The sequence below is a fragment of the Burkholderia sp. MSMB1589WGS genome (assembly GCF_001636105.1).
Taxonomy (GTDB): Bacteria; Pseudomonadota; Gammaproteobacteria; order Burkholderiales; family Burkholderiaceae; genus Burkholderia; species Burkholderia humptydooensis.
Genome location: NZ_LNJT01000006.1, coordinates 979,970 through 1,000,117 on the forward strand (window position 1 = coordinate 979,970; position 20,148 = coordinate 1,000,117).

Annotated in this window: 19 protein-coding genes; 12 read left to right on the forward strand and 7 right to left on the reverse strand. The window is 69.3% G+C overall.

Going from position 1 to position 20,148, the window contains the following annotated elements; genetic code table 11:
• The first annotated feature begins 25 nt into the window (after positions 1 to 25).
• From WT16_RS06755 to WT16_RS06765, 3 genes are all read left to right on the forward strand, one after another.
• Positions 26 to 976: a biotin--[acetyl-CoA-carboxylase] ligase gene (locus WT16_RS06755; protein ID WP_063532945.1), complete on the forward strand. Its 951-nt coding sequence runs from the start codon at positions 26 to 28 to the stop codon at positions 974 to 976.
• Positions 973 to 1,755 (forward strand): type III pantothenate kinase, encoded by a 783-nt coding sequence (locus WT16_RS06760; protein WP_006024367.1) that lies wholly within the window; start codon positions 973 to 975, stop codon positions 1,753 to 1,755. The genes WT16_RS06755 and WT16_RS06760 overlap by 4 nt, the downstream gene beginning before the upstream one ends.
• 107 nt (positions 1,756 to 1,862) lie before the next feature.
• Positions 1,863 to 2,195: a hypothetical protein gene (locus WT16_RS06765; RefSeq protein WP_063533071.1), complete on the forward strand. Its 333-nt coding sequence runs from the start codon at positions 1,863 to 1,865 to the stop codon at positions 2,193 to 2,195.
• Between the two features lie 34 nt (positions 2,196 to 2,229).
• On the opposite strand, the gene rfaE2 is transcribed toward WT16_RS06765, so the two are convergent.
• The 6 genes from rfaE2 to WT16_RS06795 form a co-directional block, all read right to left on the reverse strand.
• On the reverse strand, positions 2,230 to 2,715 hold the full coding sequence (rfaE2, locus tag WT16_RS06770) for a D-glycero-beta-D-manno-heptose 1-phosphate adenylyltransferase (RefSeq protein WP_006024365.1): 486 nt from the start codon (positions 2,713 to 2,715) through the stop codon (positions 2,230 to 2,232).
• A gap of 149 nt (positions 2,716 to 2,864) precedes the next feature.
• On the reverse strand, positions 2,865 to 3,740 hold the full coding sequence (locus tag WT16_RS06775; RefSeq protein ID WP_009911126.1) for a ferritin: 876 nt from the start codon (positions 3,738 to 3,740) through the stop codon (positions 2,865 to 2,867).
• A gap of 476 nt (positions 3,741 to 4,216) precedes the next feature.
• Positions 4,217 to 5,449, reverse strand: a complete 1,233-nt coding sequence (locus WT16_RS06780) for a patatin-like phospholipase family protein (RefSeq protein WP_006024362.1) — start codon at positions 5,447 to 5,449, stop codon at positions 4,217 to 4,219.
• Positions 5,450 to 5,485: 36 nt separating this feature from the next.
• Positions 5,486 to 6,298 carry a PhaM family polyhydroxyalkanoate granule multifunctional regulatory protein gene (locus WT16_RS06785; RefSeq protein ID WP_063532946.1) on the reverse strand — a complete coding sequence of 271 codons (813 nt, stop codon included), beginning with the start codon at positions 6,296 to 6,298 and terminating at the stop codon, positions 5,486 to 5,488.
• Positions 6,299 to 6,386: 88 nt separating this feature from the next.
• Positions 6,387 to 7,214, reverse strand: coding sequence for an enoyl-CoA hydratase/isomerase family protein (locus WT16_RS06790; RefSeq protein WP_063532947.1), 828 nt, complete (start codon positions 7,212 to 7,214; stop codon positions 6,387 to 6,389).
• A 182-nt stretch (positions 7,215 to 7,396) separates the two neighbouring features.
• The gene (locus WT16_RS06795) at positions 7,397 to 8,389 is read right to left on the reverse strand and encodes a fumarylacetoacetate hydrolase family protein (RefSeq protein WP_063532948.1); all 993 of its coding nucleotides are present in this window, start codon (positions 8,387 to 8,389) and stop codon (positions 7,397 to 7,399) included.
• Between the two features lie 116 nt (positions 8,390 to 8,505).
• Between WT16_RS06795 and WT16_RS06800 the strand changes: the two genes are divergently transcribed.
• The 5 genes from WT16_RS06800 (at position 8,506) to metH (ending at position 15,259) form a co-directional block, all read left to right on the forward strand.
• Complete coding sequence (locus tag WT16_RS06800) at positions 8,506 to 9,369, forward strand: IclR family transcriptional regulator (RefSeq protein ID WP_015601048.1); 864 nt, start codon at positions 8,506 to 8,508, stop codon at positions 9,367 to 9,369.
• A gap of 83 nt (positions 9,370 to 9,452) precedes the next feature.
• Positions 9,453 to 10,769 (forward strand): DUF3108 domain-containing protein, encoded by a 1,317-nt coding sequence (locus tag WT16_RS06805; RefSeq protein ID WP_063532949.1) that lies wholly within the window; start codon positions 9,453 to 9,455, stop codon positions 10,767 to 10,769.
• Between the two features lie 182 nt (positions 10,770 to 10,951).
• Positions 10,952 to 11,209, forward strand: coding sequence for a DUF3567 domain-containing protein (locus WT16_RS06810; RefSeq protein ID WP_006024354.1), 258 nt, complete (start codon positions 10,952 to 10,954; stop codon positions 11,207 to 11,209).
• 192 nt (positions 11,210 to 11,401) lie between these two features.
• Complete coding sequence (locus tag WT16_RS06815; RefSeq protein ID WP_006024353.1) at positions 11,402 to 12,481, forward strand: homocysteine S-methyltransferase family protein; 1,080 nt, start codon at positions 11,402 to 11,404, stop codon at positions 12,479 to 12,481.
• Positions 12,482 to 12,541: 60 nt separating this feature from the next.
• Complete coding sequence (gene metH / locus WT16_RS06820) at positions 12,542 to 15,259, forward strand: methionine synthase (protein ID WP_059932701.1); 2,718 nt, start codon at positions 12,542 to 12,544, stop codon at positions 15,257 to 15,259.
• A 123-nt stretch (positions 15,260 to 15,382) separates the two neighbouring features.
• On the opposite strand, the gene WT16_RS06825 is transcribed toward metH, so the two are convergent.
• Complete coding sequence (locus WT16_RS06825; RefSeq protein ID WP_006024351.1) at positions 15,383 to 15,706, reverse strand: DUF1840 domain-containing protein; 324 nt, start codon at positions 15,704 to 15,706, stop codon at positions 15,383 to 15,385.
• Positions 15,707 to 15,909: 203 nt separating this feature from the next.
• Here WT16_RS06825 and argS point away from each other — a divergent pair, with 203 nt between their 5' ends.
• The 4 genes from argS (at position 15,910) to WT16_RS06845 (ending at position 20,111) form a co-directional block, all read left to right on the forward strand.
• Entirely contained in the window at positions 15,910 to 17,694 is a 1,785-nt protein-coding gene (gene argS / locus WT16_RS06830) for an arginine--tRNA ligase (protein ID WP_063532950.1), read from the forward strand.
• 78 nt (positions 17,695 to 17,772) lie between these two features.
• Positions 17,773 to 18,624, forward strand: a complete 852-nt coding sequence (locus WT16_RS06835) for an SPOR domain-containing protein (RefSeq protein WP_015601198.1) — start codon at positions 17,773 to 17,775, stop codon at positions 18,622 to 18,624.
• A 49-nt stretch (positions 18,625 to 18,673) separates the two neighbouring features.
• On the forward strand, positions 18,674 to 19,312 hold the full coding sequence (gene dsbA / locus WT16_RS06840; protein ID WP_006024348.1) for a thiol:disulfide interchange protein DsbA: 639 nt from the start codon (positions 18,674 to 18,676) through the stop codon (positions 19,310 to 19,312).
• Between the two features lie 19 nt (positions 19,313 to 19,331).
• Positions 19,332 to 20,111 carry an SDR family oxidoreductase gene (locus WT16_RS06845; protein ID WP_006024347.1) on the forward strand — a complete coding sequence of 260 codons (780 nt, stop codon included), beginning with the start codon at positions 19,332 to 19,334 and terminating at the stop codon, positions 20,109 to 20,111.
• Positions 20,112 to 20,148 lie beyond the last annotated feature (37 nt).

A 20,148-nucleotide genomic window follows, 5' to 3' on the forward strand; every position in this document is an offset into this window, starting at 1 on the left:
GGCCAGTTCCGCAACAATACGCGCCATGAATGTCGCCACCCAACCTTCAACGCCCGCGAGCGACGGGCCGCTCATCGATCGCGCCCGCGTCGATGCGCACCTTGCTCCCGCCGCGCGCGAATGGTCGATCGAGATCGTCGACACGACCGGCTCGACCAACGCCGACCTCGGCGCGCACCTGAAAACGCTGCCCCGCCGCCGCGACGCGCTCGCCGCGCCGATCGCGCGCGTCGCGTACGAGCAGACGGCCGGGCGCGGCCGGCAAGGCCGCCCGTGGTTCGCGAAGCCGGGCGACGCGCTGCTTTGCTCCGTCGCGTGCGTGCTGCCGCGCCCCGTTGGCGCGCTCGCGGGGCTGAGCCTCGCCGTCGGCGCGGCGCTTGCCGAAGCGTTCGCCGCGCTGCCCGCCGAACCGCGCGACGGCGTCGCCGACGACGCCCGCCGCATCGCGCTCAAATGGCCGAACGACCTGCTCGTCGCGACGACGCGCGACGGCGAAACCGCGATCGTCGGCAAGCTCGCCGGCGTGCTGATCGAAACCGTCTGGAACACGAGCGATGCGACCGCGGTCGTGATCGGCTTCGGCGTCAACGTGCGCACGGCCGACGCCGCCGCGGCCGAAATCGACGCGCTGCGCGCGCGCGATGCGACGCTCGCGGGCGGCCTGCCGCCCGTCACGCTCGCCTCGGTGCGCGCCGGCGCGACGCTCACCGATGCGTTCGCCGCCGCGCTGAACGCGCTCGCCGCCGCGCTGAACGCGTTCGCGGCCGACGGCCTCGCGCCGTTCGCCGCGCGCTGGAACGCGCTGCACGCTTACGCGGGCCGCGAAGTCGCGCTGCTCGAACGCGGCGTGGAGCACGCGCGCGGCATCGCCGTCGGCATCGACGAAACCGGCCAGTTGCTGCTCGACACGCCCGCCGGCCGGCAGGCGATCGCGGCGGGCGACGTGTCGCTGCGCGCGCCGGGAGCCGTCCGATGAGCGGTTTGCGCTTGCTGATCGACGCGGGCAACAGCCGCATCAAATGGGCGCTCGCGGATACCGAGCGCCATTTCGTCACGAGCGGCGCGTTCGAGCATGCGGACGACACCCCGGACTGGTCGACGCTGCCCGCGCCGCGCGGCGCGTGGATCTCGAACGTCGCCGGCGACGCGGCTGCCGCGCGCATCGACGCGCTGATCGACGCGCACTGGCCCGCGCTGCCGCGTACCGTCGTGCGCGCGAGCGCCGCGCAGTGCGGGGTGACGAACGGCTACGCGGAACCTGCGCGCCTCGGCAGCGACCGCTGGGCGGGGCTCATCGGCGCGCACGCCGCGTTTCCGGGCGAGCATCTGCTGATCGCGACGTTCGGCACCGCGACGACGCTCGAAGCGCTGCGCGCGGACGGCCACTTCGCGGGCGGGCTGATCGCGCCCGGCTGGGCGCTGATGATGCGCTCGCTCGGCATGCACACAGCGCAGTTGCCGACGGTGTCGATCGACGCGGCGACGAGCCTGCTCGACGAGCTCGCCGCGAACGACGCGCCGCACACGCCGTTCGCGATCGACACGCCGCATGCGCTGTCGGCCGGCTGCCTGCAGGCGCAGGCGGGGCTCATCGAGCGCGCGTGGCGCGATCTCGAGCAAGCGTGGAAGGCGCCCGTGCGGCTCGTGCTGTCGGGCGGCGCGGCGGATGCGATCGTGCGCGCGCTGACCGTCCCGCACACGCGGCACGACACGCTCGTGCTGACGGGTCTCGCGCTGATCGCGCATTCGGCGTGACGCGCGCCGTGCGCGGATGCGGCCTGCGCGCCGCGCGCACGAAGCGGGGCCTCGCGGCGATGCGCGATGGAGTGAGGGTAACGAAACGATTCCTGGGAGTATTGACGATGCTGCGCTGGCTGATCTCGATTCTCTTTCTCGCCAACATGCTCGCGTTCGTCGTGGTGCGCGGCGTGTTCGGCCCGCTGCCCGCCGCGGGCCCGCGCGAGCCGGGCCATGCGCTGCTGCAGGTGCGGCCGGATGCGCTGCGCGTGACGCCCGTGTCGCAGGCGGCGGATCAGCCGATCGTCGGCGGGCCGATCGTGTCGCCGACGCTCGACGCCACGCCACTGAACGCGTTCGGCGCAGCGCCGGGCTGGCCGGTGGCGTCGGCATCTTCATCGTCGCCCGCCGCGTCCGCCCTCGCGCCAACCTCCCCGCGCGCCCCCGCCGCGCGATAACCCGGCGGCAGACCACCGTCGCGCGCGCACTCGCTCAGCTCGACTGCGAGCGCACCTTCTTCAAGAGCGCGGTCGTCGAGCGCTCGTGCTCGAACGGAATCGCGAGCGAGCGCCCGCCCCATCCGCGCACGAGCGCCGATTCGGGCAGCGCGTCCATGTCGTAGTCGCCGCCCTTCACGAGGATGTCGGGGCGCACCGCCTCGATCAGCGACACCGGCGTCTTCTCGTCGAAGCCGACGACCCAGTCGACGCATTCGAGCGCGGCGAGAAGCGCCATCCGGTCTTCCTGCACGTTGATCGGCCGGTCGTCGCCCTTGCCGAGCATGCGCACCGATGCGTCGCTGTTCACGCCGACGATGAGGCACGCGCCGAGCGCTTTCGCGTCGGCGAGATAGGTGACGTGGCCGCGATGCAGGATGTCGAACACGCCGTTCGTGAAGACGACGGGCGCGGGCAGCGACGCGCGCAATGCGACGAGCGCGTCGCGGGTGATCAGCTTGCGTTCGAACGAAGCGGGCATGGGGCGAAAACTCGTTGGACGGATGAACGGGAAAACGATGTCGAGCGTCGCGGCTCACACGCGCCGGCCGCGACCCGCATCGGCAAGAATCGGCAAAAGAAAAGCCCGCCGGACCTGCGAGCGAGCCTGTCGCGATGCGGCGCCGCGCGTCACACGGGCTGCGTGGCGGCCGGGCCGCTCTCCGGCTGCAGGCGCGCGGTCACTTCCTTGCGGTAGCGGTTCAGCTCCTGCGCGGTCGCGAACGTGCGCTCGAACAGCACCGACAGGTTGTGCAGAATCCGCTCGACGACCTTCTTCTCCCACTCGCCGTCGAAGCGGATCTGCTCGTCGAGCCAGCGCTCGAGCCATTCCGGATCGGGCAGGCGCGACTGCACGGTGTCGCGCGGGAACAGCGACTGGTTCACGTGCAGGTTCGTCGGGTGCAGCGGCTTCTCGGTGCGGCGCGCCGACGCCATCAGCACGCCGATCTTCGAGAACGCCGCGCGCGCGACATCGCCGCAGTTGCTGAGCGCCTTCTTCATGTAGCGCAGATACGCGCCGCCATGACGCGCCTCGTCGCGCGAAATCGTCTCGTAGATGTGCTTGATGACGGGCTCGGTATGCCACTCGGCCGCACGGCGATACCAGTGGTTCAGGCGGATCTCGCCGCAGAAGTGCAGCATCAGCGTCTCGAGCGGCGGCGCCGGGTCGAACTCGAAGCGCACCGCGTGCAGTTCCTCCTCGGTCGGCATCAGCTCCGGCTTGAAGCGGCGCAGGTACTCCATCAGCACGAGCGAATGCTTTTGCTCCTCGAAGAACCACACGCTCATGAACGCGGAGAAGTCGCTGTCGTGATGATTGTCGCGCAGGAACATCTCCGTCGCGGGCAGCGCCGACCACTCGGTGATCGCGTTCATCTTGATCGTCTTCGCCTGCTCGTCGGTCAGGAGCGACGCGTCGAACTTGTCCCAAGGGATGTCCTTTTCCATGTCCCAGCGGACGGCTTCGAGCGACTTGTAGAGTTCCGGATAAAGCATGGTGTTCATGGTCCCACCCCTGTTCTGCGCAATGCGACAACTAAACGAGACTGTTGCGGAAAATCGGCCCAGTGAGGGCGCTTTCGCGGCCAAGTCAATAATTTTACGCGCTAATCCGGGCCCGGACGCAGGTTTCGCGCCGGACGCCGGGCGACCGCGCTTCCACCGTGGGGCAGGCCGCACTCAGCGCTCCCGGCGATCGGAAGCCGTGCCGCGCGTGCCTGAAAGGCGCCGGCGCACCGCCGGCTTCGTTGCAAGGCCCCGCACGCGCCTGCCGTCCTGGACGGCCGCGCGCGAGCGGCCCGATGTGATGTATTCGGCGGCGGCCATGATAGCACGCGACCATGACCGTTCCGGGACGGCGGCGAACGCCAGAGCCGCGCCCGTGCGGCAAAGCGTCGCAGCGAAAGCATTCCGTCAGCGTGGCGAAAACGCAACCGAAACCGCGGGGGCGACGGCCGGACGCGACGAGTTCGCCGCGCCCATCACATCGTCGTCCGCCGCGCGACGCTCGCGCCCGCGCCGACGCTCGCGCCGGGAGCGCGCTCGGCCTCCGCGACGCGGCGCTCGGCGGACGCGATCCACTGCGCGAGCCGCTCGCGCTGCCCGTGAGCGTCGCGGTAGCCGAGCTCGACGAGTTCGCGCGCAAACTCGGCCTCGAACAGCAGATAGCTCGCGAACGACGCGCCCGCCGGCTTGTTGCCGCCGACCGCGCCAAGCAGCCCGCGCACCGTGAGCGGCAGCCGCTTCAGATGCTTCGACGCGATGAGCTCGATCCGCTCGGACGGCGCGATCGCGAGCACGTCGACGTGCCGCCAGCCGCTCGCCGGCTCGACGTACGCGGGCAGGTGCTCGATCATCCGGTTCACGTGGTCGATCCGCTCGATGTCCGCGCCGATCGAATCGAGGAACACGCTCGCGAGCACCTGCTGGCCGATCTGCGCGAGCGACGGGTAGCCGCGCCCGTTGCCGCTCGCGGCGGGCACCTCGGGCCGCGGGTCCGCCGCGCCGACGACGACGATCCGGTCGCTGCCGAAATGGATCGCGGGCGACAGCGGCGCGATCTGCCGGATCGAGCCGTCGCCGAAATATTCGATCTGGCCGTCGAGCACGAGCGGCACCGCGGGAAACACGAACGGGATCGCCGACGACGCGATCAGATGCTCGGCCGACAGGTCGACCATCCGCGCGGTGCGCTCCGCGCGCCGCCATGCCTGGATCGGCTCGCTCGCCTGATAGAACGTCAGGTGCCGGCCGCTCGAATAGCTGAGCGCCGTCACCGACAGCGCATGCAGCTTGCGCGCCTCGAGCATCAGTTCGATCCGGCGGAAGTCGAGCTCGCGCCGCAGCAGGTAGGCGAGCGGCGCGTTGTCGAGCAGCCCGCGCGGCGAGCGGCGCGCGGCCCAGCCGATGCTCATCGCGGCAAGCCAGCGCGCGCCCGCGGCGGCGATGCCGAGCCAGTCGGTCCGGTAGACGCGCTCGGCGCGCAGTTGCTCCCAGAATTCGAGCAGACGCCGCACACCGTACTCGAAGTCGTCGGCGTGGCTCGCGAGCGACGTCGCATTGATCGCGCCCGCCGACGAGCCGCAGATCACCGTGAACGGCGACGTGCGCCGCTTCGGATCGACGTCATGCGCGATCTCGGCGAGCCCCTTCAGCACGCCGACCTGATACGCGGCGCGCGCGCCGCCTCCCATCAGCACGAGCGCGAGCCGCATGTCTGCCTCAGCGTGTCCTCATCGGCGCCGCGCGCGTCACGGGCTGCGCTTCGCCGGCTTCTTCGCGGCGGCGGGCTTCGCTGCGCCGGCCGCGCTCGATGCGCTCGATGCGCCCGGCGCGCGGTCGGCCGCCGAGCCGCTCGCGCGCGGGGAAGCGGCGCGGCGTGTCGCCGGCTTCTTCGCGGCGGACGGCTTCGGCGCGGCGGCCGCGCCCGACGCGTGCGCGTCGCCGCCCGCCGCCATGCCCGGCTGCGTCATCGCAAAACGCGCAAGCTGATCGAATTGCGATTGCAGCAGGTTCCACCAGCCCGCCGGATCGAATGCGTCGGCGGCGGACGGCGGCGTTTCGTTGCCGGCGTCGCCCGCCGCGCCCGCCTCGGCGCCCGTATCCGAGCCGGCGCGCGCGTCGGCCGGCTCGCCGGCGCACGCTTCGCGCTTCGTCGCCGGCGCGGATTCGCGCTGCGCCGAGTCGTCGGGCGACAGCGCGGCTTCGGCAGCGGCCATCGACGTCTGCGCGAGCGTGCCGAATGCACGCAGCGTCGCGAGCGTCGCGCGCTGCACCTCGAGCGCCTGGATCGCGGATTGCAGCATGCCGAGATTGAGCTTCAGCCATTGCTCGACCGCGCGCAGATCGGTGATCCGCTTGTCGAGCTCCTCGACGCTCGCGAGCGGCGCCATCAGGTCCGACATCGCCGACAGCGAAGGCGGCAACCCTTGCGACGCACCGGGAAACGCGCTCATTGCGCCGAACGGTGCAAGACGCATCATGTCCCACATCTTGTCGAGGAAGCCGGCGGGCTGAAAGCTGCCGTAGCCGGAAAACGGATTGGAGCCGTTGGTGTCGGTCATCGTCGATTCCTTCGAAGCGAGTGAAGCGGGTCGCGGAGAAACGCCGCGCGGCGGCGGCGTCCATGATCGATCATAGCGCGCGCGGCGCTCACGAAGGCGCGTCGCCCGTGAAGTCCGGCGCGCGGCGCTCGCGCAGCGAGCGAATGCCTTCGCGCACGTCCGGCCCGGAAAATCCCATGAATTCGAGCGCGAGCGATGCGTCGAACGTCGGCCCGGCGAGCCGCAGCCAGTTGTTGAGCGCGTACTTGGTCCAGCGGATCGCGCTTTGCGAGCCTTGCGCGAGGCGCTCCGCGAGCTCATACGCCTTCGGCAGCAGATCGTGATCGTCGACCGCGAGCGACACGAGCCCGATGCGCTCGGCTTCCTCACCGCTCACGGGCTCGCAGAGGAGCAGGTGGTATTTCGCCTTCGCCATCCCGCACAGCAGCGGCCAGACGATCGCCGCGTGATCGCCCGCGGCGACGCCGAGACGCGTGTGGCCGTCGATGATCCGCGCGCTCTTCGCGGCGATCGACACGTCGGCGAGCAGCCCCGCGACGAGCCCCGCTCCGACGGCCGGCCCGTGCATCGCCGACACGATCGGCTTGCCGCAGTTGATCACGTTGTAGACGAGATCGCGCGCCTCGCGCCAGACGCGCTCGCGCACCGCGTGATCGCCGGCCATCCGCTCGACGAGCGCGAGATCGCCGCCCGCCGAGAAGCCCTTGCCCTCGCCGCGGATCACCGCGACGCGCGCGTCGGGATCGCGGTCGACGTCGCGCCAGATGTCGGCGAGCTCGCGGTGCATCGCCTCGCTCGCGACCGCGAGGCCGCTGCGGTTCGCGCCTTCGCCGCTCATCACGATTTCGACGATGCCGTGCGGCTGACGCCGGACGCGCAGCGCTTCGTAGCCGGCATAGAGAGCGAGATCGGTCATGCTGGACCTCCCTTCGAGGTGGGTGTGGAGTTGGCGGTCGCGACGCGTGCAAATTCAGTGTAGCGAAGGCCGGGGGCGCGGTCATCCGGCGAAACCCGGCGCGGGATGGGCAATGCGGCGCGTGCGCGGCGGCGATACCCGCCTGCGCGGCCTGAGCGGACTGCGCGACCGCTGCGGCCCGGTCACGCGGCGGCGTCCACCGGCGCCACCGCCTGCTCGATCGCGCCGAAGATCGACTTCCCGGCCTCGTCGACCATCTCGATCTTCACCCTGTCGCCGTAGCGCATGAACTCGGTCTGCGGCGCGCCGTGCTCGATCGTCTCGAGGCAGCGCTTCTCGGCGATGCAGCAGTAGCCGCGCTTCGCATCCTTGTTCGACACCGTGCCCGAACCGACGATCGAGCCCGCGCGCACGTTGCGCGTCTTCGCCGCGTGCGCGATCAGTTGACCGAAGTGGAACACCATGTCGACGCCCGCATCCGGCTGGCCGACCTTCCTGCCGTTCCAGTGGACGAGCATCGGGCGATGCAGGCGGCCGTCGCGCCAGTGCTCGCCGAGCTCGTCGGGCGTCACGGCCACCGGCGCGAACGCGCTCGCCGGCTTGCTCTGGAAGAAGCCGAAGCCCTTCGCGAGCTCGGCGGGAATCAGGTTGCGCAGCGACACGTCGTTCACGAGCGTGACGAGCCGCACCGCCTTCAGCGCTTCGTCGGGCGCGGCGCCCATCGGCACGTCGGCCGTGATCACCGCGACCTCCGCCTCGAAATCGATGCCCCACGCCTCCGACGCGCAGACGATGTCGTCGCGCGGCCCGAGGAAATCGTCGCTGCCGCCCTGGTACATCAGCGGATTGGTCCAGAATTCCGGCGGCATCTCGGCACCGCGCGCGCGGCGCACGAGCTCGACGTGGTTCACGTACGCGGAGCCGTCCGCCCATTGGAACGCGCGCGGCAGCGGCGCCATGCAGTCGGCCGGCTCGAACGCGAACGCGTTGCGCGCGCGGCCGTGATTCAGCGCGTCGTACAGGTCGCGCAGTTGCGGCGCGTAGAACGCCCAGTCGTCCAGCACGCGCTGCAGCGTCGGCGCGATCGCGTCGGCGATCGCCGCCGTGTGCAGGTCGCGGGATACGACGATCAACTGGCCGTCGCGCGTGCCGTCCTTGAGCGAAGCAAGTTTCATAAGGAAGTGAGCCGTTGTAGTGACGATGGAAGGAATCTATTTTACGATGGCGAATCCGCGCGGCGGCACGCGCTGCGAGCCGCGCGGGGCTCCACCTCCCTTTCTCCCGCAACGCCGTGAACAAGTCCGCCTCGAACGCAACCGACGCCCCCGACGACGATCTCCCCGACGACCACGACTCCGCCGAGGAAAAGGTCCGCTCGGGCATCCAGTCGATCGAAGTCGGCTTTCGCCTTCTCGACGTGCTGACGAGCGAGCCGCGCGCGATGATGCTGCGCGACCTCGCGCAGCGCGCGGCAATGAGCCCGGCGAAGGCGCACCGCTACCTCGTCAGTTTCCAGCGGCTCGGGCTCGTGTCGCAGGACCCGGTGTCGGGCCGCTACGAACTCGGCGGCTTCGCGCTGCAGATGGGCTTGGCGCGCCTCGCGCGCGTCGACGGCGTGAAGCTCGCGCGGATCGCGCTCACCGCGCTGCGCGATCAGCTCGACCAGACAGTCGGCATCGCGGTATGGGGCAACCAGGGGCCGACGATCGTCCACTGGATGGAGTCGAGCCATCCGGCGAAGGCGTCGCTCAAGCTCGGCGACGTGATGCCGCTCCTCGGTTCGGCGACGGGCCTCGTGTTCGCCGCGTATCTGCCGCGCAGCAAGACGGCCGCGATGATCGCGCGCGAGCTCGCCGACACGCGGCGCGCGGCGCACTACACGGGCCCGCGCACGCCCGCCGAAGTCGACGCGGCGCTCGCCGACGTGCGCGCGCATCGCGCGGCGCGCGTCGAAGGCATGCTGCTGCCGACGATCAACGCATTCGGGATGCCGGTGTTCGACGCGGTCGGCGATCTCGCGCTCGCGATCATCGCGCTCGGCCACGAAGGCGCATTCGACATCCGCTGGGGCGGCGAGGTCGACGTCGCGCTGCGCGCCTGCGCGCAAAAGCTGTCGTACGAGCTTGGGTATAGTGAAGGGGCGCGCGACGCCTGACGGGCGCCGCCGCATTCCGGAGCGCGCGAGTCGCGCGCTCCGTTTCCCGTTTCGTCGCTGTTCGAGAGGCTCGCCCGCCCCTGATGCCTTCGTCGTCCATCGTTTCACCGAATCCGCGCCGCGTGCGGCGCGCGGCGTTCGTTCTCGCGCTCGTGCTCGCGCTGCACTGGCTCGCCGCGCTGTGGCTCGTGCGGTTTCGCGAGCCGTTCAAGCCCGTCGAGCCCGATAACGTGCCGGTTCAGGTCGAATTGCTGAAGCCGCAGCCGATCGAGCGCGCGAGCGCGCCCGAGAAGCCCGCCGCCGACGGGCCGCGGGCCGCGCCGAAGCGCGCGGCGCCTGCGCCTGCGCCCGCGCCCGCGCCGCGCGCCCGTGCGCCGCGCGCTTCGGCGCCCGTATCGAGCGCCGTCGAATCTCCCGACGAATCTCCCGCCGCCGCTTCCGCCACCGCTTCCGCGGCCGAGCCGGCGGGCGCGGCGGCGAGCGGTGCGGCGAGCGACGCAACGGGCAGCGCGGCAAGTAGCGCAGCGGCCGGCGCGTCGGGCGCAGCCGCGCCACCCGGCGAAGCAACGAAGGGCGAAGCAACGAAGGGCGTCAAGTTCGCGCTGCCGCCATCCGCCGACCTGCAATACGACACGTTCTACAACGGCATGCAAAACATGCCGGGCACGATCCACTGGCGCACCGACGGCAGCGGCTATTCGTTGTACGTATCGATGCCCGTGCCGTTCGTCGGCCCGTACACCTACGAAAGCCGCGGCCGCGTCGACGCGTTCGGCATCGCGCCGGCACGCTACGTCGAGACGCGCGGCAGGCGGCCGTCCGACTTCGCGATCTTCAATCGCGAGACGAAGCAAATCGTGTTCACCGGCACGCCGAATTCGCTCGCGCTGCCCGACGGCGCGCAGGACCGCTTCAGCATGCTGATGCAGCTCGCGGGCCTCGTCGGCGGCGATCCCGACGCGTATCGTCCGGGCGTCACGCGCGAGTTCTTCGTCGTCGATCGCGACAGCGGCGAGACATGGCCGATCACGACGATCGACGACGAAACGATCTCGACGAGCGCGGGCTCGCTCGATGCTAGACATTTCATGCGACTGCCGCGCCGCGCGGGCGATGCGCGCCGCATCGACATCTGGCTCGCGCCGTCGCTCGGCTGGCTGCCCGTGCGGATGGTTCAGACGGAACCGAGCGGCGCGCAGATCGAGCTGCTGCTGCGCCAGCGCGCGAGCGCGAGCGACGCGGCGGGCGAACGCGCAAGCGCGGATGCGAACGGCGACTCCGGCGCGGCGTCCGCGCCGACGCCCGCGTCCGGCGCGCCGCGCAACGCAGACGAATCGGTAAATTCGACCGCGGGCGCGCCGGCCAGTCCGCCCGCCGTTCACGAGCGGCAACAACCTTGACAATCTTTGACACCAACTTTCGTCCACCGGAGGAGAATCGGAAACGTTTTAAGGTCATCGGCATCCAACCGATACGCCCCGGAGATGCGACCGGCGTGCAGCGCCAACCCCTTGAAACCGGCTCGGTCCGCCCCACTTACGGGGCAACACGGCCGAAAGCCACAGCAAAGAGGAGTGCCGCCATGCAAATGATCTACAACAGCCCCAACTACTGCGTCGTCGAATTTCCGCCGCAAGACGGCCACCACGCGATGAACTCGGGTGGCTACGAAATCGTCGACAAGAACGCGCAACGCGAAATCTTCATCGACGGCGAACTCGCCGCGCGCTTTCGCGAGCACGTGAAGCAGTTGATCAAGGCCGAGCCGACGCTCGACGAAGTCGATGAATTCCTCGGGCAGTTCGACAGCCTGATGACGCAACCCGTCGTTCTCCACTGACGTCGCGCCAGCGCGGCCGCCTGCCGGACCCGCGGGTCCGCGACAGCGCCGCCGCCCGACGCGATCCGGCGCACTCCAATCCGCCCCCGCCCGGCCGCCGCGCGGGGGCTTTGTTTGTCCACGCGCGGCCGCCTCACGGGCGACGGAAGCAGCGGCTACAATGACGGCTTTCCGATTCGCCGGTAATCCGCCATGTCCGAGCCCAAGCCGACCGCGTCTTCCGCCCCATCCGCCGCCCTCGCCGCGCCGTACACGCGCGGCGCGGCGCTGCCGCAGTTGCTCCGGCAGCGCATCCTGATCCTCGACGGCGCGATGGGCACGATGATCCAGCGCTACAAGCTCGACGAGGCCGCGTATCGCGGCGAGCGCTTCAAGGATTTTTCGCGCGACGTGAAAGGCAATAACGAGCTGCTGTCGATCACGCAGCCGCAGATCATCCGCGAGATCCACGACCAGTACTTCGCCGCCGGCGCCGACATCGTCGAGACGAACACGTTCGGCGCGACGGCCGTCGCGCAGGCCGACTACGGGATGGAAGCGCTCGCCGCCGAGATGAACGTCGCGTCGGCCAGGCTCGCGCGCGAATCGGCCGCCAAATACGCGACGCCGGAGAAACCCCGCTTCGTCGCGGGCGCGATCGGGCCGACGCCGAAGACGGCGAGCATCTCGCCCGACGTCAACGATCCGGGCGCGCGCAACGTCACGTTCGACGAGCTGCGCGACGCGTACTACGCGCAGGCGAAGGCGCTGCTCGACGGCGGCGTCGACCTGTTCCTCGTCGAGACGATCTTCGACACGCTGAACGCGAAGGCCGCCCTCTTCGCGCTCGACCAACTGTTCGACGACACCGGCGAACGGCTGCCGATCATGATCTCGGGCACCGTCACCGACGCGTCCGGCCGCATCCTGTCCGGCCAGACGGTCGAGGCGTTCTGGAATTCGCTGCGCCACGCGAAGCCGCTCACGTTCGGCCTGAACTGCGCGCTCGGCGCGGCGCTGATGCGCCCGTACATCGCCGAACTCTCGAAGCTGTGCGACACCTACGTGTCGTGCTACCCGAACGCGGGCCTGCCGAACCCGATGAGCGATACCGGCTTCGACGAAACGCCCGACGTCACGTCAGGCCTCCTGAAGGAATTCGCGCAGGCGGGCCTCGTGAACGTCGCGGGCGGCTGCTGCGGCACCACGCCCGAGCACATCGCGGCGATCGCGAAGGCGCTCGCCGAGGTCAAGCCGCGCCGCTGGCCGAGCCAGTACAGCGAAGCCGCCTGACGCGCCACGCACGCCGCACGTCCCACCCCAATCCGCCAACCCGAATACGCACGCACCGCCATGACCGACCATACGATGCGCCTAGCCGGCCTCGAGCCGTTCAACGTCACGTCCGGGACGCTCTTCATCAACGTCGGCGAACGCACCAACGTCACCGGCTCGAAGGCGTTCGCGCGGATGATCCTCAATGGCCAGTTCGACGAGGCGCTCGCCGTCGCGCGCCAGCAGGTCGAGAACGGCGCGCAGGTGATCGACATCAACATGGACGAGGCGATGCTCGATTCGAAGGCGGCGATGGTGCGCTTTCTGAACCTGATCGCGTCGGAGCCGGACATCGCGCGCGTGCCGATCATGATCGACTCGTCGAAGTGGGACGTGATCGAGGCGGGCCTGAAATGCGTGCAGGGCAAGGCGATCGTCAACTCGATCTCGCTGAAGGAGGGCAAGGCTGCGTTCGTGCGCCAGGCGAAGCTGATTCGCCGCTATGGCGCGGCGAGCGTCGTGATGGCGTTCGACGAGCAGGGCCAGGCGGACACCTTCGCGCGCAAGACCGACATCTGCAAGCGCTCGTATGACGTGCTCGTGAACGAAGTCGGGTTCCCGCCCGAGGACATCATCTTCGATCCGAACATCTTCGCGGTCGCGACCGGCATCGAGGAGCACAACAACTACGCGGTCGACTTCATCGAGGCGACCCGCTGGATCAAACAGCACCTGCCGCACGCGAAGGTGAGCGGCGGCGTGTCAAACGTGTCGTTCTCGTTCCGCGGCAACGATCCCGTGCGCGAGGCGATCCACACCGTGTTCCTCTATCACGCGATCCAGGCGGGGATGGACATGGGCATCGTCAACGCGGGCCAGCTCGGCGTGTATGCGGAGCTCGACCCGGAGCTGCGCGAGCGCGTCGAGGACGTGATCCTGAACCGCCGCGCGGATTCGACCGACCGCCTGCTCGAGATCGCCGACAAGTTCAAGACGGGCGCCGCGAAGAAGGAAGAGAACCTCGAATGGCGCAACCAGCCGGTCGAGAAGCGTCTCGCGCACGCGCTCGTGCACGGCATCACGAACTTCATCGTCGAGGACACCGAGGAGGCGCGCGCGAAGATCGCCGCGGCGGGCGGCCGCCCGATCAACGTGATCGAAGGCCCGCTGATGGACGGGATGAACATCGTCGGCGACCTGTTCGGCCAGGGCAAGATGTTCCTGCCGCAAGTCGTGAAGTCCGCGCGCGTGATGAAGCAGGCGGTCGCGCACCTGATCCCGTTCATCGAGGAAGAAAAGCGCCTGCTCGCGGAAGCGGGCGGCGACGTGCGCGCGAAAGGCAAGATCGTGATCGCGACCGTGAAGGGCGACGTGCACGACATCGGCAAGAACATCGTGTCGGTCGTGCTCCAGTGCAACAACTTCGAAGTGGTCAACATGGGCGTGATGGTGCCGTGCAACGAGATCCTCGCGAAGGCGAAGGTCGAGGGCGCCGACATCGTCGGGCTGTCGGGCCTCATCACGCCGAGCCTCGAGGAGATGGCTTACGTCGCCTCCGAGATGCAGCGCGACGACTACTTCCGCGTGAAGAAGATTCCGCTCTTGATCGGCGGCGCGACCACGTCGCGCGTGCACACCGCCGTGAAGATCGCACCGAACTACGAAGGGCCTGTCGTCTACGTGCCGGACGCGTCGCGCTCGGTGTCGGTCGCATCGAGCCTGCTGTCCGACGAAGGCGCGGCGAAGTACCTCGACGAGCTGAAGTCCGATTACGAGCGCATTCGCACGCAGCATGCGAACAAGAAGGCGCTGCCGCTCGTCACGCTCGACGAGGCGCGCGCAAACAAGACGAAGATCGACTGGGCGCACTACGCCCCCGTCAAGCCGAAGTTCATCGGCCGCCGCGTGTTCAGGAACTACGACCTGAACGAGCTCGCGAACTACATCGACTGGGGCCCGTTCTTCCAGACCTGGGATCTCGCGGGCCCGTATCCGGCGATCCTGAACGACGAGATCGTCGGCGAATCGGCGCGCCGCGTGTTCTCCGACGCGAAATCGATGCTCGCGCGCCTGATCCAGGGCCGCTGGCTGACCGCGAACGGCGTGATCGCGCTGTTGCCCGCGAACACGGTCGGCGACGACGACATCGAGATCTACACCGACGATACGCGCTCGGAAGTGCTGCTCACGTGGCGCAACCTGCGCCAGCAGAGCGTGCGCCCGGTGGTGGACGGCGCGATGCGGCCGAACCGGTCGCTTGCCGATTTCATCGCGCCGAAGGATTCGGGCGTGGCCGACTACATCGGGATGTTCGCGGTGACGGCCGGCATCGGCGTCGACGCGAAGGAAAAGCAGTTCCTCGCCGACCACGACGACTACAGCGCGATCATGCTGAAGGCGCTCGCCGACCGGCTCGCGGAAGCGTTCGCCGAAGCGATGCATGCGCGCGTGCGCCGCGAGCTGTGGGGCTACGCGGCGGGCGAGCAGCTCGACAACGACGCGCTGATCGCCGAGAAGTACGCAGGCGTCCGCCCGGCGCCCGGCTACCCGGCGTGCCCCGATCACCTCGTGAAGCGCGCAATGTTCGAAGCGCTTCATACAGACGAAATCGGGATGAGCATCACCGATTCGCTCGCGATGCTGCCTGCCGCGAGCGTGTCGGGCTTCTATCTCGCGCATCCGGACAGCACGTACTTCTCGGTCGGCAAGATCGGCCAGGACCAGCTCGAGGATTTCGCGCGCCGGATGGCGCTGTCGAAGGCGGACGCGGAGCGTGCGCTCGCGCCGCTGCTCTGACGGACGGTGCGCGCGACGCGCGCCGTGCGGCCGCCGCCGGCCGCCCCGCAACCCCGGCCCCCAACATGCAAAAAGCCCGCGCGACGCGGGCTTTCCGGGGGCCGGAGGGCCGACGAACGGTGCTCAGAAGCCCCAGTGGATGTCGGCGTTCTGCGCCTTCGCCTCGCGCAGCATCACGAGGAACGGCGCGACGCGTTGCGCGAGGCTCGGCGGCACTTCGTGGTGCGCATGGTCGGGCTCGTCTTCATGGAAGTGGCCCGCGTGCTCGGCCCGCGCCTGCTTCGCCTGGTTGACCGCGTCTTCGAGCTTCGCGATCGCGCCGTCGAGCTCATCGAACGTGATCACGCCGCGCTCGCCGAGCTGCTTGCCGACGAGGCCGAGCACGTAGACCGCGAAATCCTTCAGCACATCCAGATCCTGTGCCGCCTTGCTTTTGAACGTAATCATGACAATTCCCTTTTCATCTTGTCGTGCTCGCCGTACGTCCGCGACGGACGCCCGGCCGGCGCGCTGAACAAACGTCGGGGGCGCGTAGCACCTGAGCGGCATATTAGCACCTGTTAAAATTCAGCGATCCCTGAAACGCGCGCCCTGCGGCGCGACGGCGCCCCAGTCACGCTGGACCGCCGCCAACGATATCCTCGACCAGCATGCTGCCTGCCCAAAAACATACTCTCGAAACCCTGCTCGAAAACAGCGTGAAGCAGGTCGTCCAGGCGTCGAAAGGCGACGCCGACGCCGCGTTCGTCCTCCCCGCGATCGCGCTCGAGCGCCCGAAGGTCGCCGCGCACGGCGACGTCGCGTGCAACGTCGCGCTGCAGCTCGCGAAGCCGCTTGGCGCGAATCCGCGCCAGCTCGCCGAACGGATCGTCGCGGCGCTCACCACGCAGCCCGCGGCGGCGGGCCTCGTCGCCGCGGCCGAGATCGCCGGCCCCGGCTTCATCAACCTGCGCCTCACGCCCGCATCGAAGCAGGCGGTGATCGGCGCGGTGTTCGCCGAAGGCCGCGCGTTCGGCGCGTCCGAGCGCGAGCGCGGCAAGCGCGTGCTGCTCGAATTCGTGTCCGCGAACCCGACGGGCCCGCTGCACGTCGGTCACGGCCGGCAGGCCGCGCTCGGCGACGCGCTCGCGAACGTGCTGGCGAGCCAGGGCTACGCGGTGCACCGCGAGTTCTACTACAACGACGCGGGCGTGCAGATCGGCAATCTCGCGATCTCGACGCAGGCGCGCGCGCGCGGCCTCAAGCCCGGCGACGCCGGCTGGCCGGAAGCCGCGTACAACGGCGAGTACATCGCCGACATCGCGCGCGACTACCTGAACGGCGAGACCGTCGCGGCGAGCGACGGCGAGCCGGTGACGGGCAAGCGCGACGCAGAGGATCTGGAGGCGATCCGCAAGTTCGCGGTCGCCTACCTGCGCCGCGAGCAGGACATGGACCTGAAGGCGTTCGGCGTGAAGTTCGACCAGTACTACCTGGAATCGTCGCTCTACACGGAAGGCCGCGTCGAGAAGACGGTGGACGCGCTGATCGAGGCCGGCATGACCTACGAGCAGGAAGGCGCGCTGTGGCTGCGCACGACCGACGAAGGCGACGACAAGGACCGCGTGATGCGCAAGACGAACGGCACGTACACGTACTTCGTGCCGGACGTCGCGTACCATGTGACGAAATGGGAGCGCGGCTTCACGAAGGTCATCAACATCCAGGGCTCGGATCACCACGGCACGATCGCGCGCGTGCGCGCGGGCCTGCAGGGGCTGCACGTCGGGATTCCGAAGGGCTACCCCGACTACGTGCTGCACAAGATGGTCACGGTGATGCGCGACGGCCAGGAAGTGAAGATCTCGAAGCGCGCGGGCAGCTACGTGACGGTGCGCGACCTGATCGAATGGTCGGGCGGCGCGACGCCGGGCTCGGAAGCCTCACCCGAGCTGCTCGACGAGGCGACGATCACGCGCGGCCGAGACGCGGTGCGCTTCTTCCTGATTTCCCGCAAAGCGGACACCGAATTCGTGTTCGACATCGATCTCGCGCTGAAACAGAACGACGAAAACCCGGTCTACTACGTGCAGTACGCGCACGCGCGGATCTGCTCGGTGCTCAACGAATGGAAATCGCGCTACGGCGCGACCGACGCGCTGCTGCCGGGCGCCGAGCTGTCGCCGCTCGACAGCAAGCAGGCGATGGCGCTGATGCAGAAGCTCGCCGAGTATCCGGACGTGCTCGCGCACGCGGCGAACGAGCTGGCGCCGCATGCGGTCGCGTTCTACCTGCGCGAGCTCGCGAGCGAGTTTCACTCGTTCTACAATGCGGAGCGCGTTCTCGTCGACGAAGAAGCGCCGCGCACCGCGCGCGTCGCGCTCCTCGCGGCGACGCGCCAGGTGCTCGAAAACGGTCTCGCGATGCTCGGCGTATCCGCGCCCAGCAAGATGTAACGCCGAGGCCGTCGGCCAAGCGCCGCGGCGCAGCGCGTCGCGGCTGTTTCACGAAATCTTTCGCAGGTGACTCAAGCAATGGCAAAACCACGCCGAACGTCGAAGCAATCGAAACAAGCCGGAGGAACATTTCTTGGTATCGTGCTGGGCCTCATCGTCGGCCTGGCCATCGCGGTAGTGGTGGCGCTCTACATCACCCGCGCGCCGTCGCCGTTCGTCTCGAAGGTCGCGCCGCCCGCCGACAACAACGCGAGCCAGCCGCAGCAGTTCGATCCGAATCGCGCGCTGCAGGGCAAGACGCCCGGCCAGCCGGTGACGCCGCAGGCCGCGCAGCCCGCGCCGCCCAACACGGCGCCCGGCCAGGCCGCGAACCCGAGCCAGCCGCCGCTGCTGCCCGAGCCGCAGATCGTCGAGGTGCCGTCGTCGAACAACAACGGCAACGGCTCGCCGAGCGCGTCGAACAACGCCGCGGACAACGGCGTCGCCGTCGCGCCGAAGCCCGCCGAGCTCACGCCGCCGCCCGCGAAGAAGCCGCAGACGGCCGCGAACGGCAGCTCGGCGCCGCACGTCGCGAACAACAACGCGCAGGCGAGCGCGGCGACGCCGCCCAAGGCCGCACAGGCGCCGAAGGGCGCGTCGTCGGCGACGACGGCCGCCGCGAAGCCGGCGCCGACGCCGGGCGCCGACGCGAACACCGGCTACTTCCTGCAGGTGGGCGCGTACAAGACCGAGGTGGACGCCGAGCAGCAGCGCGCGCGCCTCGGCTTCCAGGGCTTCGAATCGAAGGTGTCCAAGCGCGACGTGAGCGGCGTCACCTACTTCCGCGTGCGGATCGGGCCGTTCTCGAAATTCGAGGACATGAACTCCGCGCGCCAGCGGCTGTCCGATGCGGGAGTCGATACCGCTGTGATCCGCTTTACGAAGCAGTAAGCCGCGCCGTCCGACTTCGCTACCCACGCAACCGATTGAACGTTCGAACATGAAAAAACTGCTTAGCTCGCTGTTCCTGTCCCTGAGCCTCGTCGCGGGCTTCGCACAGGCGTCGCCGTCCGCGCCCGTCACCGGCAAGGACTTCGAAGTGATGAAGTCGCCGCAGCCGGTGTCGGCGCCCGCAGGCAAGGTCGAGGTGATCGAGTTCTTCTGGTACGGCTGCCCGCACTGCTACGAGTTCGAGCCGACGGTCGAGGCGTGGGTGAAGAAGGAGGGCGACAAGATCGCGTTCAAGCGCGTGCCGGTGGCGTTCCGCGACGATTTCGTCCCGCACTCGAAGCTGTTCTACGCGCTGTCGGCGCTCGGCGTCTCCGAGAAGGTCACGCCCGCCGTGTTCAACGCGATCCACAAGGAGAAGAACTACCTGCTGACGCCGCAGGCGCAGGCCGACTTCCTCGCGACGCAGGGCGTCGACAAGAAGAAGTTCCTCGACGCGTACAACTCGTTCAGCGTGCAGGGCCAGGTGAAGCAGTCGGCCGAGCTGCTGAAGAGCTACAACATCGACGGCGTGCCGACGATCGTCGTCCAGGGCAAGTACAAGACGGGCCCGGCGTACACGAACAGCCTCGAAGGCACCGCGCAAGTGCTCGATTTCCTCGTCAAGCAAGTGCAGGACAAAAAGCTGTAATCCCCCCCCTCGCGCCGGCATGAACGCCCCTCCTCCGCTCAAGGTCTTCATCACCGGCGCGTCCAGCGGGCTCGGCCTCGCGCTCGCCGCCGAATACGCGCGGCACGGCGCGACGCTCGGCCTCGTCGCCCGGCGCGCCGACGCGCTCGCCGAGTTCGCGCAACGCTTCCCCAAGGCCGCGATCTCGATCTACCCGGCCGACGTGCGCGACGCCGATGCGCTCGCGCTCGCCGCGTCGCGCTTCGTCGCCGCGCACGGGTGTCCCGACGTCGTGATCGCGAACGCCGGCATCAGCAAGGGCGCGATCACGGGCGAAGGCGATCTCGCCGCGTTCCGCGAGATCATGGACGTCAACTACTACGGGATGATCGCGACGTTCGAGCCGTTCATCGCGCCGATGACGGCCGCGCGGCGCGGCACGCTCGTCGGCATCGCGAGCGTCGCCGGCGTGCGCGGGCTGCCGGGCTCGGGCGCGTACAGCGCGTCGAAGGCAGCGGCGATCAAGTATCTCGAGGCGCTCAGAGTCGAGCTGCGGGCCGCGCAGGTGGCGGTCGTGACGATCGCGCCCGGCTACATCCGCACGCCGATGACCGAGCACAACCCGTATCCGATGCCGTTCCTGATGGACGCGGACCGCTTCGCGAAGCGCGCGGCGCTCGCGATCTCGCAAAAAACCGCGTTTCGCGTGATTCCGTGGCAGATGGGCGTCGTCGCGAAGCTGCTTCACGTGATGCCGCGCTGGCTGTATGACCGCCTGTTCGAGAAGGCGCCGCGCAAGCCTCGGGCGAAGGCGGGCTGAGCGGGGCGGCGGCGCCGATCCGCGCCGCGCCGTTCAT